The sequence below is a fragment of the Pseudarthrobacter sp. AL07 genome (genome assembly GCF_029960665.1).
In the GTDB taxonomy this organism is placed as follows: domain Bacteria; phylum Actinomycetota; class Actinomycetes; order Actinomycetales; family Micrococcaceae; genus Arthrobacter.
Window position 1 is genome coordinate 1 of sequence record NZ_JASBRB010000014.1, and the last position, 17,375, is coordinate 17,375.

General features: G+C 65.3%; 14 protein-coding genes. 6 read left to right on the forward strand and 8 right to left on the reverse strand.

The window, feature by feature from the left end; all coding sequences use genetic code 11:
- The first annotated feature begins 186 nt into the window (after positions 1-186).
- A complete protein-coding gene (locus QK290_RS12140) occupies positions 187-504 on the forward strand; it encodes a hypothetical protein (RefSeq protein WP_282330892.1) in 318 nt (105 codons plus the stop codon).
- A 19-nt stretch (positions 505-523) separates the two neighbouring features.
- Here the strand turns inward: QK290_RS12140 and QK290_RS12145 are convergent, their stop codons facing one another.
- Both QK290_RS12145 and QK290_RS12150 read right to left on the reverse strand, forming a co-directional pair.
- Complete coding sequence (locus QK290_RS12145) at positions 524-763, reverse strand: hypothetical protein (protein ID WP_348994463.1); 240 nt, start codon at positions 761-763, stop codon at positions 524-526.
- 390 nt (positions 764-1,153) lie between these two features.
- Positions 1,154-1,621: an SRPBCC family protein gene (locus tag QK290_RS12150; protein ID WP_282330893.1), complete on the reverse strand. Its 468-nt coding sequence runs from the start codon at positions 1,619-1,621 to the stop codon at positions 1,154-1,156.
- A 155-nt stretch (positions 1,622-1,776) separates the two neighbouring features.
- Between QK290_RS12150 and QK290_RS12155 the strand changes: the two genes are divergently transcribed.
- A complete protein-coding gene (locus QK290_RS12155; protein ID WP_282330894.1) occupies positions 1,777-2,967 on the forward strand; it encodes a metallophosphoesterase family protein in 1,191 nt (396 codons plus the stop codon).
- A 143-nt stretch (positions 2,968-3,110) separates the two neighbouring features.
- Here the strand turns inward: QK290_RS12155 and fdhA are convergent, their stop codons facing one another.
- Positions 3,111-4,322, reverse strand: coding sequence for a formaldehyde dehydrogenase, glutathione-independent (gene fdhA / locus QK290_RS12160; RefSeq protein ID WP_282330895.1), 1,212 nt, complete (start codon positions 4,320-4,322; stop codon positions 3,111-3,113).
- Positions 4,323-4,832: 510 nt separating this feature from the next.
- Between fdhA and QK290_RS12165 the strand changes: the two genes are divergently transcribed.
- Positions 4,833-5,159 carry a DUF6457 domain-containing protein gene (locus tag QK290_RS12165; RefSeq protein WP_282330896.1) on the forward strand — a complete coding sequence of 109 codons (327 nt, stop codon included), beginning with the start codon at positions 4,833-4,835 and terminating at the stop codon, positions 5,157-5,159.
- 62 nt (positions 5,160-5,221) lie between these two features.
- On the opposite strand, the gene QK290_RS12170 is transcribed toward QK290_RS12165, so the two are convergent.
- Complete coding sequence (locus tag QK290_RS12170; protein WP_282330897.1) at positions 5,222-7,549, reverse strand: FdhF/YdeP family oxidoreductase; 2,328 nt, start codon at positions 7,547-7,549, stop codon at positions 5,222-5,224.
- A 139-nt stretch (positions 7,550-7,688) separates the two neighbouring features.
- Between QK290_RS12170 and QK290_RS12175 the strand changes: the two genes are divergently transcribed.
- The 3 genes from QK290_RS12175 (at position 7,689) to QK290_RS12185 (ending at position 14,052) form a co-directional block, all read left to right on the forward strand.
- Positions 7,689-8,885, forward strand: a complete 1,197-nt coding sequence (locus tag QK290_RS12175) for a TerC family protein (RefSeq protein ID WP_282330898.1) — start codon at positions 7,689-7,691, stop codon at positions 8,883-8,885.
- A gap of 218 nt (positions 8,886-9,103) precedes the next feature.
- Complete coding sequence (locus tag QK290_RS12180; RefSeq protein WP_282330943.1) at positions 9,104-12,850, forward strand: TM0106 family RecB-like putative nuclease; 3,747 nt, start codon at positions 9,104-9,106, stop codon at positions 12,848-12,850.
- Positions 12,847-14,052 (forward strand): MFS transporter, encoded by a 1,206-nt coding sequence (locus QK290_RS12185; RefSeq protein WP_282330899.1) that lies wholly within the window; start codon positions 12,847-12,849, stop codon positions 14,050-14,052. Before QK290_RS12180 ends, QK290_RS12185 begins: the two co-directional genes overlap by 4 nt.
- On the opposite strand, the gene QK290_RS12190 is transcribed toward QK290_RS12185, so the two are convergent.
- From QK290_RS12190 to QK290_RS12205, 4 genes are all read right to left on the reverse strand, one after another.
- Positions 14,039-14,398 carry an acylphosphatase gene (locus QK290_RS12190; protein ID WP_282330900.1) on the reverse strand — a complete coding sequence of 120 codons (360 nt, stop codon included), beginning with the start codon at positions 14,396-14,398 and terminating at the stop codon, positions 14,039-14,041. The two genes, QK290_RS12185 and QK290_RS12190, sit on opposite strands and share 14 nt — an antisense overlap.
- Before the next feature lie 5 nt (positions 14,399-14,403).
- A complete protein-coding gene (locus tag QK290_RS12195) occupies positions 14,404-14,949 on the reverse strand; it encodes a YceI family protein (protein WP_185262704.1) in 546 nt (181 codons plus the stop codon).
- A 156-nt stretch (positions 14,950-15,105) separates the two neighbouring features.
- Positions 15,106-16,005: a glycosidase gene (locus tag QK290_RS12200; protein WP_282330901.1), complete on the reverse strand. Its 900-nt coding sequence runs from the start codon at positions 16,003-16,005 to the stop codon at positions 15,106-15,108.
- Positions 16,006-16,256: 251 nt separating this feature from the next.
- Positions 16,257-17,249, reverse strand: a complete 993-nt coding sequence (locus QK290_RS12205; RefSeq protein ID WP_282330902.1) for an adenosine deaminase — start codon at positions 17,247-17,249, stop codon at positions 16,257-16,259.
- Positions 17,250-17,375 lie beyond the last annotated feature (126 nt).

A 17,375-nucleotide genomic window follows, 5' to 3' on the forward strand; every position in this document is an offset into this window, starting at 1 on the left:
AACCAACACCAACCCTGCCAGCCAGTCCCAGACCAGCCACATCAAGACTCACAGTCGGATATTTTACTTTTCACAAGCCGCCCCTGGTTGCTCTGCCACTTGTGGTCCCCAAAACCATGGTTTAGCAGCCGTACGTGACAGAGCAACAGGAGGTGGGCGGTCCGGGAACCGCGGGATAATGGAAGCATGGGCAATCAGGACCCGGACCCCTGGGCGGAATTCGACAGGCTCAAGCCCGCCGGCCCGGACCGCGTGGCTGGTTATCCCGGCGGCGAACCGGTGGGCTTTGGCTTCAGGACGGGTGTGCGCAGCGCCAAAGTGGCCTTCGGCTTCGCCGTCTACGCGCTAGCGCTCGGCACCACTCTGGTCCTCACCGGCGCCGTGGTCTTCATCGCCCAGGGCCAGTGGCTGCTGCTCGGGCTGATGGCGCTGATCGAGGCCGTCTTTGTCTACGGGTTCATCCGGCTGGCGCGCCAGGCTCGCAACCGGCGCGCATCCGGCTAGTACTTAGCGCGGGGCACTGCTATGACCGCGCGGCGCGGATGGCCCGGCCCGCAGCGGCGCCGGCCGCCAGAATCACCGGGTCAAGGCACAGCAGGGTGACCACGGCGTTGGGACGGAACGCGGCGTGACCACCTCCGCTCCGGTGCACACCCAGCGGCAGCAGCATCCCGCCGCCAGCTTCGCCGCCTCCCCCGAACCCGAACGACACCAGGGCAACCGGGACGATTTCTTCCCCGCCCACCTGGACGGCCTGGGCCATAGGCCTTGGTGACGCCGATGTTTTTGAAGGTGTCAACAAAGGACGAAGAGGAGTAAGACATAACCTCACCAGAACCGTGCGCGGGGCGATCACCATGGGTGAGCGGCCGACGTCGGGCCCTCCTCCGGGATCCGCATTGCAGCGGGGTCCTGCCCTTGCAATACTTCGGGGATGCCCCGGCCACACCGGACGAGTCGTTCATCCTCACGGACCGGGACACCATCGCCAGCGTCCAGCAGGCCCACCGGGAGGCTTGCGAACAATCGCGCCAAGCGAACGTCGCTGTCGGATCTCGACGACGTGCTCCGCGGCAACCGCCAGCGTCAGCGCACCGGCGGCAGGGCGCCGGCGGCAGGGCACCGGCGCCGGCCCCGCCAGGTCAAGCTCGGGTCAGGCCTTGTTGGCCGTCGCTGCGGCCGAGAGTGCAGCCAGCCCACGCTCGAAATCGCCGCCGACCATCTTGTCCATGTCCATAAACAGGACAAAAACCTTCGCGAGGCCCTTGTTCTCCCCGGTCATCCGCCACGTGACCTGGGTGCCGCCGTCGGCCGGTGTGAACGCAAACGTAGTGGGATTCACAGCCTTGAACGGCTTTGTGAACTCAAGACGGACCTTGATACTCCGGGGGAACTCGGACTCGACAATCTCCATGTTGCCGCTGCCTGCTTTGCGGTTGCCGCTCCAGGCATACTTGGCCCCCACACCGGCGTCACTGCCCGAATACGAACGGTTCAATTCCGGATCCACGTTCTCCCACGGCGACCATTTGGTCCACTCGAGAAAGCTGTTGACCAACGGAAACACGTCTTCCGGAGGCGCAGGAATAAGGGCACTGCGGGTGACTTCGTAGGATGACATGCCGCAATCATAGGTGGAAGGGCGGGTGAATCCACCGGCCCCGGAGGGGCAACAGTTCTCGTGTTCACCACCTGTTCCGGAACCCGATACCTGACTCTCCTACAGTCGCAGGATCGACGGCCGGACGTGCGGCCGCACCAGCGAAAGAGGCAACGATGACCACCGGACTCCACCAGCACAACCTCAGCCGGAGGGCCGCGATGACGGCCGCCGGGACTCTTGGCGCACTGGGACTCGCAGTGGCGGCAGCGGCCGGAAGCAGCGCCGCGCCGGGTGCGAAGGCACCCAGGCCCACCCTGGCATTCCGGCCAGACGGCGGTTTCAAGGTGGTCCAGTTCAACGACACCCAGGACGACGAGCAGACGGACCGCCGCACGATCGAACTCATGGACAAGACCCTGGACGCGGAGAAGCCGGACTTCGTCGTGATCAACGGCGATGTGATCAACGGCGGCTGCGACTCCGAGCTGGAGGTCAAGCAGGCACTCAACCATGTGGTCCAGCCCATGGAGCGCCGGCAGATCCCGTGGGCCGTCACGTTCGGCAACCACGACGAGGATTCCGTGGCACGGACGGGCATGACCGAGGCCAAAATGCTGCAGTTCCTGCAGACCTACGAATTCAACATGAACGGCGACTCCACGCCGGGGCTCACCGGGACGTCGAACTCGCTGCTGCTCGTGCAGTCGGCCAAGTCCAAGGAGCCGGCCTTCGGCCTGTGGCTTATCGACACCGGCCGATATGCACCGGACGCCATCAATGGACAGGACTTCGAAGGCTACCCCGACTGGGACTGGGTACGCATGGACCAGGTCACCTGGTACCGCAACCTGTCCATCGCTACCGAGCAGAAGTACGGCAAGAGGGTCCCCTCCCTCATGTGGGGCCACATTGCGCTCCACGAGCACCGCAACATGTGGTTCGCCAGCCTCGACTCGCGGACGGACGCCGATCACACCCGGGCCCTCACGAAGCACAACATCGTCGGCGAACGGAACGAGGACGAGTGCCCCGGCCCCATAAACTCCGGCCTGTTCAACGCCTTCCTGGAGCGCGGGGATGTGCTCGGCTACTTTGTGGGCCACGACCACGTGAACACCTACGTGGGCAACTACTACGGGGTGCAGCTCGGCTACGCCCCCGGAACCGGATTCGGCGCCTATGGGCTCCCCGGCGCTGAACGGAACCGCCTGCGCGGCGCCCGGGTCTTCGAGCTGGATGAGAACCACCCGGGAATCTACAAGGACACCCGGCTGGTCTTCGCAAAGGACCTGGGCATAGATCTGATGGCCAACGACCAGCCGATAGCTCCGCAGCCGCTGGATCCGCGGCAACTCCAGCGCTGACCTGCACCTGATAGCGGCGGTGCCTCCATTTGAAGTGGAGGCACCGCCGCTGCGGCGAGTTGGCCGCCGCCCGGTTACCCGGCGCAGCTGCACCGCCTTACCCGGCGCAGCCGCACCACCGCCGCGTCAAACCCGGCAGGGGCTCAGCTGAGGTATCCGTTCGGGTTGAGGACGTACTTCGTGGCTGCACCGGCGTCGAATTCGGCGTAGCCCTTGGGCGCCTCTTCAAGGGTGATCGCCTTCGCGTTGACGTTCTTGGCGATGTTCACCTTGTCGTTCAGGATGGCCATCATCAACTGGCGGTTGTACTTCATCACCGGGCACTGGCCGGTAGTGAAGCTGAGCGACTTCGCCCATCCGGTACCCAGGCTGAGGCTTAGCGAACCAGTCTTGGCAGCCTCGTCAATTCCGCCCGGATCGCCGGTGACGTACAGGCCCGGGATGCCCAGGGCACCACCGGCGGCGGTGATGTCCATGAGCGAATTCAGCACCGTGGCGGGCGCTTCCTTGGCGTCATGGCCGTGACCGCGCGCCTCAAAGCCCACGGCGTCCACGCCACAGTCCACCTCCGGCACACCCAGGATCTGTTCGATCTGCTCCGCCGGGCCGCCCTTGGTCAGATCCACCGTTTCACAGCCAAAGCTGCGTGCCCTCGCCAACCGGTCCTCGTTCAGGTCCCCCACAATCACGACGGCGGCACCGAGCAGATGCGCGCTGGTAGCCGCTGCGAGGCCAACAGGACCCGCGCCAGCCACATACACCGTGGAACCGACGCCTACGCCGGCGGAAACGGCCCCGTGGAAGCCGGTGGGGAAAATGTCCGACAGCATGGCCAGGTCAAGGATTTTCTCCATGGCCCGGTCCTTGTCCGGGAACTTCAGCAGGTTCCAGTCGGCGTACGGCACCAGCACGTAATTCGCCTGGCCACCCACCCAGCCACCCATGTCCACGTACCCGTAGGCGCTGCCCGGGCGGTCCGGGTTCACGTTCAGGCAGATGCCTGTCTTGCGTTCCTTGCAGTTCCGGCACCGGCCGCAGGCGATATTAAATGGAACCGAACAGAGGTCTCCGACTTTAATGAACTCGACGTCGCGGCCCACCTCCACTACCTCGCCGGTAATCTCGTGCCCGAGCACCAGGTCGGCCGGGGCAGTGGTACGCCCGCGGACCATGTGCTGGTCCGATCCGCAGATGTTGGTGGCCACGGTCTTCAGGATTACCCCGTGGTTGACCGCCCGCCCCACGTTCGCGGGGTTCACGCCCGGTCCGTCTTTCAGTTCGAAGGTTGGATAGTCGATGTCGATCAGCTCGACCTTGCCGGGCTCCTTATAGGCAACGGCTTTGTTCCCTGTCATCATGCTCTCCTCGCGTCGGCACGGCGTGTCTTCGTGAGGCAGCCGTGAGCTGTGAAGTGTTGCAATGGATCCCCTACGTGCAGGCCTGCCCGTTGCTTGAGCAGTTTGATGTTTTCCTGACGTCGGGGGTTCGGTCAGTCTAGGCACGGCAGCTCCGCGGGGTCTAGGGTTACGGGCCTAATGTTTTTGCGCTGCCGCCGGTCAGCACTTCGAAGCGCTGCCGCTCCGGGTTGTGGCGGATGGTGACATCCTGCATGGGATCTCCTCGGTTCGGCTTTCGCTTCAGCTTAAACCTGGCACCCCCGCCGTTATTTCGTCGCCCTCTGGAAGGCCCGATCGAGCGCAGCCACCGATGCTTCGGCAATCTCGAGCGACCGCCAGTCATCGAATCCAGCCGCGACGCCGCGGCATGTCGGTGACTCAGCGGCCCAAGCCTTGTAGTGTCGTGGGCAATGGGCAAGGACTCCCCCTGCCGCCCAATAGCAGCAAACCGTGAACGTAGGAGCGAACATGACTGTTGACGAGAACGAAGCCCAAGTCCTGGAGCAATGGACCCACCGGCTTGCCCAGGCACTGCAGATCCTGGATCTGGCCGTGGATCAGGAACTCCTCCTAGACCTGGCCAGAAAGTCCGCCGGCTCGGTGATCCATGCGGCCGCCCCGGTCACCACGTTCCTGGTGGGCTACGCCGCCGGGCTCGCCGCCGGACACGGGGCAGGGTCCAAGGCCGGGTCGACGGCGGCAGTCACGCAAGCGGCCGACGTCGCCTTCCGGCTGTGCGAGGACGGGCACGACGGCGGCCCGGCGGCCGGGGGCTGGGCAGACACCGGTCAGTAGCAGGTCCCGGATCTCCCTCGGCGGTTCTGGCCCGGTTCTGCCGCCCCAACCGCCGACAGCCCCTATCTCGCGGCGGTCGGTTCACCAACCAGCACGGCCACAGGCTCCAGCCTGACGATCACGGCCTTGGACGCCGGCGTCTGGCTGCCCTCGGCCACACTTTCCAGCGGCACCAGCACATTGGCCTCAGGATAGTAAGCCGCCGCGCAGCCGGCCGCAGTGGGGTACGAGACCACCCGGAAGTTGCGCAGCACGCGCTCCACGTTGTCCTCATACACGCCGTGGATGTCCACGTGCTGACCGTCGCTGAGCCCCAGTTCGGCGAGGTCCCCGGGGCTGACAAACACCACTTCACGGCCCTTCTTGATGCCCCGGTAGCGGTCGTTGTTGCCGTAAATGGTGGTGTTGAACTGATCGTGCGAGCGCATGCTCTGCAAGATCAGCGTTCCGGCCGGCCGCTCCACATGCTCGAGCTCGTTAACCGTGAGCATAGCCTTGCCGGTAGGGGTTGTGAACGTCCGCGAATCCCGTGGCCCGTTCGGCAGCACAAAGCCGCCGTCCTGCCGGATCTTCAGGTTGTAGTCCTCGCATCCACTGACCACGTGCGAGATGTGGTCCCGGATGAGGTCGTAGTTCTTCTCGAAACCGGCCCAGTCCGCCTGTACCGACTCACCCACCACCTTTTGCGCCAGCCTGCTGACGATGGCCACTTCGGACAGCAGGTCCGGGGCAACGGGCCGCACTGTTCCGTGCGAGGCGTGAACTGCGCAGACGGTGTCCTCCACAGACACAAACTGCGGACCGGATTCCTGCATGTCAATCTCCGTGCGGCCCATCGTGGGCAAGATCAGGGCCTCGGATCCGGTGACAGTGTGCGAGCGGTTCAGCTTGGTGGAAATCTGGACCGACAGCTCGGTCCTTTCCATCGCCGCGAAGGCGGCATGGGTGTCCGAAATGGCTCCCACGAAATTGCCGCCCATGGCCACGAAAACCCTGATGCCGCCGTCGCGCATTTGCCTGATGGTTTCCACGGCGTCGATGCCGTGTTCACGTGGCGGCTCAAACCTGAATTCCTTGCCCAGCGCGTCCATAAAGGCCGGCGGCATCTGTTCCCAAATGCCCATGGTCCGATCGCCCTGGACGTTACTGTGCCCGCGGATGGGCGACGCGCCGGCGCCGGGCTTGCCGATGTTGCCACGGAGCAGCAGGAGGTTGATGATCTCCTTGATGGCGGCCACACCCTTCTTTTGCTGGGTGATACCCATGGCCCAAGTGATGATCACCTTCTCCGCCCTCAGATAGCGGTCCGCCAGTTCGTCGATTTCCTCCGTCCGCAGCCCGGTAGCCTCCAATACTGCAGCTTCGTCCAGCTGGGAAAGGTGCTCGCGGAGCTCCTCCAGACCTTGGCAGTGTTCGGCGAGGAATGCGTGGTCCAGCACGGTCCCCGGATTCGCGGCCTCGGCGTCGAGGACCCGCTTGGAAACTGCCTGGAGCAAGGCCATGTCACCACCGATGCGTACCTGTAGGAACTGATCGGCAATCTCCGTGCCGCGGCCAATGATTCCCTTGACCTTTTGCGGGTTCTTGTACCGCATCAGGCCCGCTTCCGGCAGCGGATTCACGGCAACAATGCTGGCACCGGCCTCTTTGGCCTCCTCCAGAGCGGTCAGCATCCGGGGGTGGTTGGTGCCCGGGTTCTGGCCCATGACGATGATCAGGTCCGCTTTGGCGTAGTCGTCGGCGGAGACGGTAGCCTTGCCGATGCCGATGGTCTGGCCCATGGCCCAGCCCGAAGACTCGTGGCACATGTTGGAGCAGTCCGGCAGGTTGTTGGTTCCGTAGGCCCGGACAAACAGCTGGTAGAGGAACGCGGCCTCGTTGGAGGTCCGGCCGCTGGTGTAGAAGGCGGCCTGGTCCGGGCTCGGCAGTCCCTTGAGCTTGTCCGCGACGATGGTAAAAGCCTGCTCCCAGCTGACGGGACGGTAGTGGTCCTCCCCCGCGGGCTTGTGCACGGGCTCGGTAAGGCGTCCCTGCATCCCCAGCCAGTACTCGGACCGCTGCCGAAGTTCACTGACCGGGTTCTCAGCCCAGAATTCGGGGCCGATCACCACCGGTGTGGCCTCCCAGGTGACCGCCTTGGCACCGTTTTCGCAGAACTCAAACGTCTTCCGGTGGCTGGGGTCCGGCCACGCGCAGCTCATGCAGTCGAAGCCATCTTTCTGGTTCAGTGCCAGCAAGGTTTTAGCGGTCCTGACCGCCCCCATCTGCTGCACGGCCGGCTCCAGGGAATGGTAGACGCCCGGGACTCCGGCGGCCCACGACTTCGGGTGGCCGCTGACCTCGATCTCAGCCTCGTTGGCCTCTTCCACGCGCGGGTTCTTGCGTGCCACGTTGCACTCTCCTTGGTTCGAGCTCTCTCGCCGTCGTGACGCACCGGTTTTCTGCAGTGCGACGGTCCCAGTCCACCCTATCGAGGGGTTCATCCAAGTCAAGAAGGACTAACGGCAAACGTCTGGGTAGGGTGGACAGATGGACGTCCCTCCCCTTGTCTGGACCCTGACCATCGCGGGCATCGTGGGCCTGCTGGCTTTCGATTTCTTCTTCCATGTCCGGAAGGCCCACACGCCCAAACTCAAGGAATCGGCCATCTGGTCCTCCATCTACGTGGGGATCGCCCTCCTCTTCGGCCTGGGGGTGCTGCTGTTCGGCGGCACCACCATGGGCACCGAATACTTCGCCGGGTACGTCACGGAGAAGGCCCTCTCGGTGGACAACCTCTTTGTGTTCCTGATCATCATGGCCAGCTTCAAGGTCCCCCGCGCGGACCAGCAGAAGGTGCTGCTGTTCGGCATCGTCTTCTCTCTGATCGCCCGGACCGCGTTCATTTTCCTCGGCGCCGCCCTGATCAACAGCTTCGCGTGGGTGTTCTATATTTTCGGACTGATCCTGCTGATCACCGCAGGGAACCTGCTCAAGCCGGACAATCACGACGACGACGCGGAAGGTTTGGTGGTCAGGCTCGCCAAACGGTTCCTCCCGGCGTCGGAACATTACGACGGCGACAAACTGTTCACGATGGAGAACGGCAAGCGCGTCCTCACCCCAATGCTCCTGGTGATGGTGGCCATCGGCGGCACGGACATCCTGTTTGCGCTGGACTCCATCCCAGCCATCTTCGGCCTCACCCAGAACGTCTTCATCGTCTTCACGGCCACGGCGTTCTCGCTGATGGGCCTGCGTCAGCTCTTCTTCCTCATCGATGGGCTGCTGGACCGGCTGATTTTCCTTGCCTACGGCCTCGCCGCCATTCTCGGCTTTATCGGCGTCAAGCTCATCCTGCATGCCCTGCACGAGAACAACTTGCCGTTCATCAACGACGGCGAGCCCGTCAATGTGGTGGAGGTCAGCACCATTATTTCCCTGACCGTGATCCTGGGCGTCCTGGTGGTCACCGTGCTGGCCTCGATCTTCAGCCCCAAGGGCAAAGCCAAAAATGCGGTGTCCGGCGCCAAACGGCATGCCACCGAATACCTGGACCTCAACTACGAAACTGACATGGCGGAGCGTGACAAGCTGTTCGCCCGGATGGTCCGGGAGGAAGACCAGCTCCGCAGCCTGCCGGAGAAGTACAAACGGCTCATCCGCAACGAAACCGAATTCATGGACCTCCTCCGCAAAGCCCACGCCGAGCACGACGAGGCCCAGGTCAGGGCAGCGAACCCCTAAAGCAACGCGGGGTCACTTACGGCCCATCCAGAGGCCCGTGATGGGCCGTAAGTGACCCCGCGTTGTCAGTGGCTGTTGCTAGATTCAAACCAGCGCCAGGGGAACCGTCCACCGGCCAGGCACGTCACCAGGCACGTCACCAGGCACGTTTATGAGGAGGCCCCGTGTTTCTGCTCGATCCAGCCAGCGTTGATCCCCGCAGTGTTGATCTCCGCAGTGTGGATTCCAGTTCAGCGGATTCCGGCCCCCGCGTGCCGCAGGACCTGGTGTTTTCCGCGAGCGACCTGGTGGCCGCCAGCGAATGCGAGTACCGCACGCTCCGCGTCCTGGACGAGAAACTGGGCCGGTCCCCCAAAGCGCAGTTTCCCGACGACGAAATGCAGCGCCGCGCCGGGGCGCTCGGCGACAAGCACGAGGCCACGGTCCTTGCCGGCCTGATCGCGCAGTACGGCGTCTGGGACTCCGGCCGCGGCGCCGGGGTGTACTCGATCGAGCGCGGGGAGAACACCCGCGGCGAACTGCTGGCACGGCACGCTGAAACGGAACTCGCGCTCCGTGCCGGGGCCGACGTCGTTTTCCAGGCAACCTTTTTCGACGGCGAGTTCCTGGGCTACGCGGACTTCATCGTCAACGAGGCCGCCGGAACCGGAAACCCCGGCCGTTACGAGGTCTGGGACACCAAGCTCGCCCGGCATGCCAAGGCGGGCGCGCTGCTGCAGCTCGCCGCCTACGGAGACCAGCTCATCGGCATGGGCCTGGAGCCTTCGCCCCGGGTCACACTGGTGCTGGGCGCCGTGGTGGACGGCGACTACGTCCGCAGCCACCATTCCCTGCCGGACCTGCTGCCGGTGTTCCGCGAGCGCCGCGACCGATTCCGCGCCCTGACCGCCGCCCACCGCGAGGCGGGTGCAGCGGTGCAGTGGCAACAGCCCGGCGTCGCTTACTGCGGGAGGTGCAACTACTGCGCCGAGCAGGTCCGATCCCACCGCGACCTCCTGCTGGTGGGCGGCATGACCACCCTCCGGCGGAGGAAACTCATAACCGATCACATCACCACCATCGACGAGCTGGCCGATCTCCCGCCCGGCAAGGCCACGGGCTCGCTGGTCCGGCTCCGCGACCAGGCCCGTATGCAGCTGGGCCGGGACGTTCCGGACGGTTCCCGCACCTACTTCAAAGACGGCGAGGAGCACACCGTCACGTTCAAGGTGCTGCCGGAGAATGCCCTGGCATCGATTCCGGAGCCCAGTCCCGGCGACATCTTCTTCGACTTCGAGGGCGATCCCCTCTGGCAGGACCCCGCCACCGGCAAATGGGGGCTGGAGTACCTGTTCGGCGTGATCGAGGCGCCCGTGGTTGAAGGTGACGCTGCTGACGCCCGCGCCGCCGACAAACCCGTGTTCCGGCCCTTCTGGGCGCATTCACGCAACGAGGAGCGGCAGGCCTTCCTGCACTTCCTCGCCTATGTGGAAGAGCGGCGCGCCAGGTACCCGGAGATGCACGTTTACCACTACGCCGCCTACGAGAAATCGGCACTCCGGACCCTGTCCGTCACGCACCTCGCCGGCGAGGACATTGTGGACAACTGGCTCCGCAACGGCCTCCTTGTGGACCTCTACGCCACCGCCCGGCATTCGCTCCGGATCTCCGAGCCGTCCTACTCCATCAAGAAGCTTGAACCCCTGTACATGGGAGACAACCTCCGCTCCGGGGACGTCAAGGACGCCGGAGCCTCCGTGGTGGCGTATGCCGGTTACTGCGCCGCCCGGGACGACGACGACGCCACGGCCGCGCACATCCTGGCCTCCATCTCCGACTACAACGAGTACGACTGCCTCTCCACGCTCCGCCTCCGCGACTGGCTGCTGGGTCTGCGTGGGACGCCTGCCGCACGCACGGCGACAACCGGAACTTCCGACGACGGCGGGCAGCCGGCATTGTTGTCGTCGACGTCGTCGTCCGCTGTTGCGGCCTCGCCACCGCTACCGGAACCCGAGCCAACACCCGAGGAGCGCCGCCTCCTGGAGTATCTGTCCGGCCTGCCGGACAACCGGCCCTGGACCAACGACGAACGGGCCATCGCCATGGTGGCCGCAGCCACCGGATACCACCGCCGCGAGCGCAAGCAGTTCTGGTGGGAACACTTCGACCGCACTGATTCCGAGATCGACCACTGGTCCGAGCACCGCAACGTATTTGTGGTGGATACCGCGGAGATACTGACGGACTGGGAGCTCGCAAAGCCTACGGCCAGGATGCGCACCCGCACGCTACGGCTGACGGGGGTCATGAGTGAAGGGTCGGAGTTCAAACCCGGGAGCACCTGGTGCCGGCTCTACGATGCGCCGGTCCCCGCTGGCCTGGAGGATCCCCTGGGCACCGCCACGGGCCGCGGGTTCACCTTCGGCACGCTCGTGACCGCGGTGGAGGACCACCCGCGGGTTGCCGGCCAGACCATGATCACCATCGAGGAACGGGAAACAGGAAAGGTCCCCGCTTACTCGCACATTCCGGTGGCGCTCACCGAGGATCAGCCCATCCGCACCGCCAGCATCGAGGCCGCCCTGGCCGAACTGGCCCAGCGTGTTGGCGCCTCGGTGCCCTCGCTTCCGGAACATCCCGGCGTCGACATCCTACGCAAGGTGCCCCCGCGCTTCCATTCGATGCCAGGTCCCGCCGCCGTCGGCACGGACGCCGCCGGTGCAGCGGACTACGTCACGGCGATCACCGCCACGCTGCTGGACCTCGATCATTCGTACCTTGCCGTGCAGGGCCCTCCGGGCACAGGCAAGACCTACGTCGGCTCGCACGTCATTGCCCGGCTGGTGAAGCAGGGCTGGAAGATCGGGGTGGTGGGGCAGTCCCACGCGGTGGTGGAGAACATGCTCTGCACAGCGATCGAAACTGCCGGAGTGGATCCTGCGCGGGTGGCGAAGAAGCTGGCCGCCCCGCATCCGGTGCTGTGGCACCGCACCTCCGACGACGACGTCGCGGCCCTGCTGGGTTCCCCCGGCGGCTGTCTGGTGGGCGGCACAGCGTGGACCATGACGGGCAAGTCCGTCCCAGCAGGATCCTTGGACCTGTTGGTCATCGACGAGGCCGGCCAGTTCTCGCTGGCCAACACACTGGCCGTGGCCCGCGCAGCCAAGTGCCTCCTGCTCCTCGGTGACCCGCAGCAGCTGCCTCAGGTCACGCAGGGCTCGCACCCGGAGCCCGTGGACGAGTCCGCCTTGGGCTGGCTTGCTGCCGGGCACGCCACGCTCCCCGGCGAACTGGGCTATTTCCTGGCGGACAGCTGGCGGATGCACCCGGACCTGTGCCGGGCGGTGTCCGTCCTCAGCTACGACGGAAAGCTGGAAGCTGCGCCGGCGGCATCCCTCCGCAGCCTCGCGGAGCTGCCGGCCGGCGTGGAAACAGTCTTTGTGGACCACAGCGGGAACACCAAGTCCTCCGTAGAAGAAGCTGCCGAGGTGGTCCGTCAGGCCCACCGGCACATCGGGCTTAAATGGCTTCCGGGCGGCGACAAACCGGCCAGGTCACTGAACCCGGAGGACATCCTGGTGGTGGCCGCTTACAACGCCCAGGTCCAGCTGATCCGGCAGGCGCTGCACGACGCCGGCCTGCCCGGTGTCCGGGTGGGCACGGTAGACAAGTTCCAGGGCCAGGAGGCGCCGGTGGTCCTGGTGTCCATGGCCTGCTCTGCGGGTGCCGAAGCTCCGCGCGGGGCCGACTTCCTGCTGAACCGGAACCGGATCAACGTGGCCGTGTCGCGGGGCCAGTGGCGTGCCGTGATCATCCGCTCCCCCGAGCTCACGAACTACATGCCGGCCAAACCGGCGGTACTGGAGGAGCTCGGCGCCTTCATCGGCCTCAGCGCGGGTATCCATGGCCCTGTACTCACGGCCCGCGCAACACCCGGAGAAACCGTGTTCTCACCGCTGAATCACGGTAGGTTCATGAAGTGACGTCCCAGAGCAACAGGTTGCCAGTCGGCGCACTGATCGTCCTTGCCGCCATCGGCTTTACCGCCATCACCACCGAACTCCTGCCCTCCGGCCTGCTGCCCCAGATCAGCGCCGACTTCCGGGTCTCTGAGGCCACCGCCGGGTATCTGACGGCGGGCTACGCGGCCATCATCGTGGTCACCGTGATCCCGTTGTCGCTGCTGCTGTCGCGGGTCCCCCGGCATTACCTGCTCATTGCGCTGATCCTGTTCTTTGCTGCCAGTAACGCGCTGGTGGCCATCGTCTCCGATTTCGGCGCCGCCATGGGTTCACGGGTGGTGGGCGGCATTGCCCACGGCCTGCTGTGGTCCGCCATGGCCCCGTTTGTGGCGCGGATCGTCCCCGCCCACAAAGTGGGCAAGGCGCTGGCCATCGTGTTCAGCGGCAACAGCCTGGGACTGGCCATCGGCGCCCCGGTGGGCACCGCCCTGGGCAACCTCGTCGGCTGGCGCGCTGCCTTCCTGGTCCTGGCCGCCTCCGGGGTGCTGCTGGCGCTCCTGGCCGTCTGGCTGCTTCCCCCGGTGCGGCGCATCCCCGACGCTCCGCACCCCTCAATCCGCAAGGCAATCGGCCAGCCGGGCGTGAAGACCGTCGCCGTTGCCTGGCCCCTGATGCTCATGGCGCATTTCGCGTTGTTCACCTACATTGCGCCGTTCCTGCGCGAGGTCCGGCTGCCTGACTTCAGCATCCCGCTGTCCATCAGTGTCCTTGGTGTTGCCGGGCTGGTGGGCATCTGGATCGCCGGCATCACGGTGGATTCCCGGCCCCGGCGCTGGCTCCTGATCACCGTCGCCGGCGTTGCAGTTTCCGTGGCCCTGCTCCCGCTGGTGGGAAGCGTCCTGCCGGCCTTGGCGCTGCCGGCCACTCTGGTCCTGATGCTGGTCTGGGGCACGGGCATCGGCGCGATGGGGATTTACAACCAGTCCGCCATCCTCCGCGCCGGCGGCGAATACAGGGACGCCGCCAACGGACTGACGGTGCTGACCATCCAGATCGGGATCATGATCGGCGCGATGTTCGGCGCCGCCGCCCTCACCATTGCGGGGCCGCTCCTGATCCCGATCGCCGCCGCCATCCCCGCCGTCGTCGCGTTTGCGCTGATCCTCGCGGGACGGCGGCACTCCTACCCGCCGGGGCCAAAAGAGCGCGTCAGCGGGCCCTGAAATCCCGGTACGATCCGTCCGCGGCGGAGATGGACTCCTCCACCCGTTCCACCCGGCCGGGGGCGTTCTCCGATCTCAGCCAGTCCAGGAGCTTCTGGACCTGCTGTTCCGGCCCCTCGGCCTCGATGGCCACCGAGCCGTCGTCGAGGTTCCTCACCACGCCATTAAGCCCCAGTTCGTCGGCTTTGCCCATCGTCCAAAAACGGAATCCGACGCCCTGCACCACTCCAAAGACGCGGGCGGAGAGCCGGATGTCGCCGGACTCCCGGCCGGGGATATTCTCAGCCGGGTTATCCCGGCCGGAGTCGTCGCAGCCGGAGTCGTGGCGGCGCCCGGAAAAACCCATGGCTGTCAGGACTGCTTGACCAGGGCCGCTTCGACGTTGATCTTTACCTTGTCGCTGACCAGCAGGCCGCCGGCTTCCAGGGCAGCGTTCCAGGTCAGGCCGAACTCCTTGCGGCTGATCTCGCACTCCGCGGAGAACCCTGCGCGGGTGGCACCAAACGGGTCCACGGCTACCCCGGTGAACTCAACCTCCAGCTCCACCGGTTTGGTGATTCCGCGGATGGTGAGATCGCCCGTGAGCGTGTAATCCTCGCCGTCGCCCTCTACCGAGGTGGCACGGAACGTCATCTCGGGGTACTCCTCCACGTCGAAGAAGTCCGCCCCCTTCACGTGTCCGTCGCGGTTGGCGTCGCCGGAATCGAAGCTGGCCGTTTTGACCGTGGCGTGAAGCGAAGCCTCGGCCAGGGATGAGCCAACGCGGGCTTCGGCCGAGGCGTCCGTGAAACGTCCGCGGACCTTGCTGATGCCCGCGTGCCGGACAGTGAAGCCGATCTCGCTGTGCGACATGTCCAGGGTCCAGACGCCCGAGGTAAGGCCTGAAGGTAGGGTCACTTTCGCATCTCCTTGGTGGGAAACAGTGGGGTGGAAACCGGCCAGGACGGCCGGTTTCCACACTGCTTCACTCCGGAGTTTTTGTCCAGATACTGACCCAAAATCCGCCCGCAGATGCGGTTACATGGCCAAAAACTCAGCGGGGGACGCATGCGGTCAGTTGATGGTGATGTCCCGCGTGCGGTGATCGTAGCGGATGGTGACCGTGCCGCCGTCGTGGTGCAGTTCGTGGTTGGGGCCATCGAACGTGCCGAATGCGCCGTAGTTCTCGTCCCACGAACGGTTCAGCGCAATCTTGAAGGTGTAAGAGCCGGCAGGCAGGTCGGCGCTGATCTTCCACAGCTGATCCAGGGCATCGAGCGTCAGCTGGGCTTCGTCGTACTGCGGGGCCCAGTTCTCCGGCGCGCCCAAAATGGTGTTGAAGTCGCCGGCAACCGCTACAGCCTCGGGCTGCGGGAAAGTCTCCACAGCTGAAGCTTCGGCCGTTACCTTGGTCGCAGCCTTAGCTACAGTTTTGGGCGCTGCCTTGCGCGAGCGGACGGCCTTGACCACGGGCTCTACGGCGTCCTCGATGGCTTCCTCGATTGCCTTGGCGGCCTTCCCGACGGCGTCGGCGGCCTTCTTAGCGGGCGTCCGCTTTGCCGGGGCCTTCTTGGCGGGAGCCGCCTTCACAGCCGGTGCGGGTGCCGGGGCCGGTGGAATGGCGACGTCGGCAGGAACCGGAGAGCCGGCGTCGAGCGCCGTGGCGAACGAATCCGCATCGGGGAAGGCCACCGTGGCGCGCATGCCGTCATCGGTGATGGTCCAGCCGGAACGGCCCTTGACCAGCCAGCCGGCCTTGACCAGCTTGGCCGTGGCGGAGGTGAGCGTCTTATGTCCACGCGGAATGCCGCCGCTGAGCAGCATGGCCTCGTGTTCACTGAACGGCACGCGGACAGTGGCTTCCGCCAGAACCTCGCCAGCGTTGAGTGAACCGCCGGACCAGACGCCTTCCGTCAGGACGTGCAGCACGGTCTTGAGTCGGAGGTCGGTGTTATCTGCGATGGACTTGGCCATTTTTCCCCTTGCATAATGCGATCTGTCACTAGGCATCCTGCCAAGACCGTGTTAAATCGCGCGACTTAAATTGGTTAACTCTGCGTGTCGTGACCGACTATGACGCGGATTACAGCAGAAGTGAGGCAGGAGTCTCGGCTAGGAGGCTGTTTACTCAACCCTGGAGCGCAAATTCCGGGTATCGCCGGACTCTTTCCGGCCGATCTCGGGCACCAGTCTAGCGAGCAGGGCAGACCGGAGCTAGCCGAGAGCTAGCCGGCGTTCAGCTCGTCCAGGAGCTCGGCTTTGCGCTCCTCGGAGGCGAACGACGAATGGATGGAATTGGCCGCCAACCGTGCCCTGTCGAAGTCTGAAAGGTCAAAAACGGCCTTCAGCTGGGAGAAGTTGTCGTCCACGTACCCACCGAAGTACGCCGGATCGTCCGAGTTCACGGAGACGTTGAGCCCGGCGGCGAGCATGGCCGGCAACGGATGGTCCGCCAGGGTGTCCACGGCACGCAGCCGGACGTTCGAGAGCGGGCAGACCGTCAGCGGAATCCGGTCCGCCACCAGCCGCTCCACCAGTTCGGGGTCCTCCATGCAGCGGATGCCGTGGTCAATCCGTTCCACTCCGAGGATGTCCAGAGCGTCGATGATGTACGACGGCGGCCCCTCCTCGCCTGCGTGGGCGGTCAGCCGCAGGCCCGCTTCGCGGGCTTTGGCGAACAACCGCTCGAATTTGGCCGGCGGGTTGCCCACCTCGGCGGAATCCAGACCGATGGCCGCGATGGGGGCGTTCATGGCAAGCAGGCCGTCCAGGACTTCCAGCGCGGATTCCTCGGACAGGTCCCGCAGGAATGCGGCGATCAGGAGGGTGGATATGCCAAAGTCCTCCTGGGAGGTGGCCAGGGCCGACACCACGCCGTTGACGCAGGTTTCAAGGCTGACACCGCGGGACAGATGGGCCTGCGGGTCCATCATGATCTCCGCGTGCCGGACCCCTGCAGCGGCAGCGCGGGCCAGATAGGCGCTGGTCATGTCCGCGAAGTCCTGTTCGGTCTGCAGCACCGCCATGTTGGCGTAGTACAGGTTCAGGAAGGACTGCAGGTCACTGAACTCGTACAGTCCGCGGAGCTCCTCCAGGCCGGAGTACGGCAGGGTGATGCCGTTCCGCTCGGCCAGTTCGAAGATCAGCTCCGGCTGCAGAGTGCCCTCAATGTGCAGGTGCAGTTCCGCGACGGGCAGGAGCTGCGCCGCTTCCGTCACCGGCAGGTCCGTCTCCGAAGGCTCTGTCCCTAAAAGTCCCGTCCCAGGCACTTCCGTGGCTGGTAGTCCCGTCTGTGGAAGCGGATCGGCGGCTGTGTCCCGGTTGTTGTCCATCGGGTCAGGATA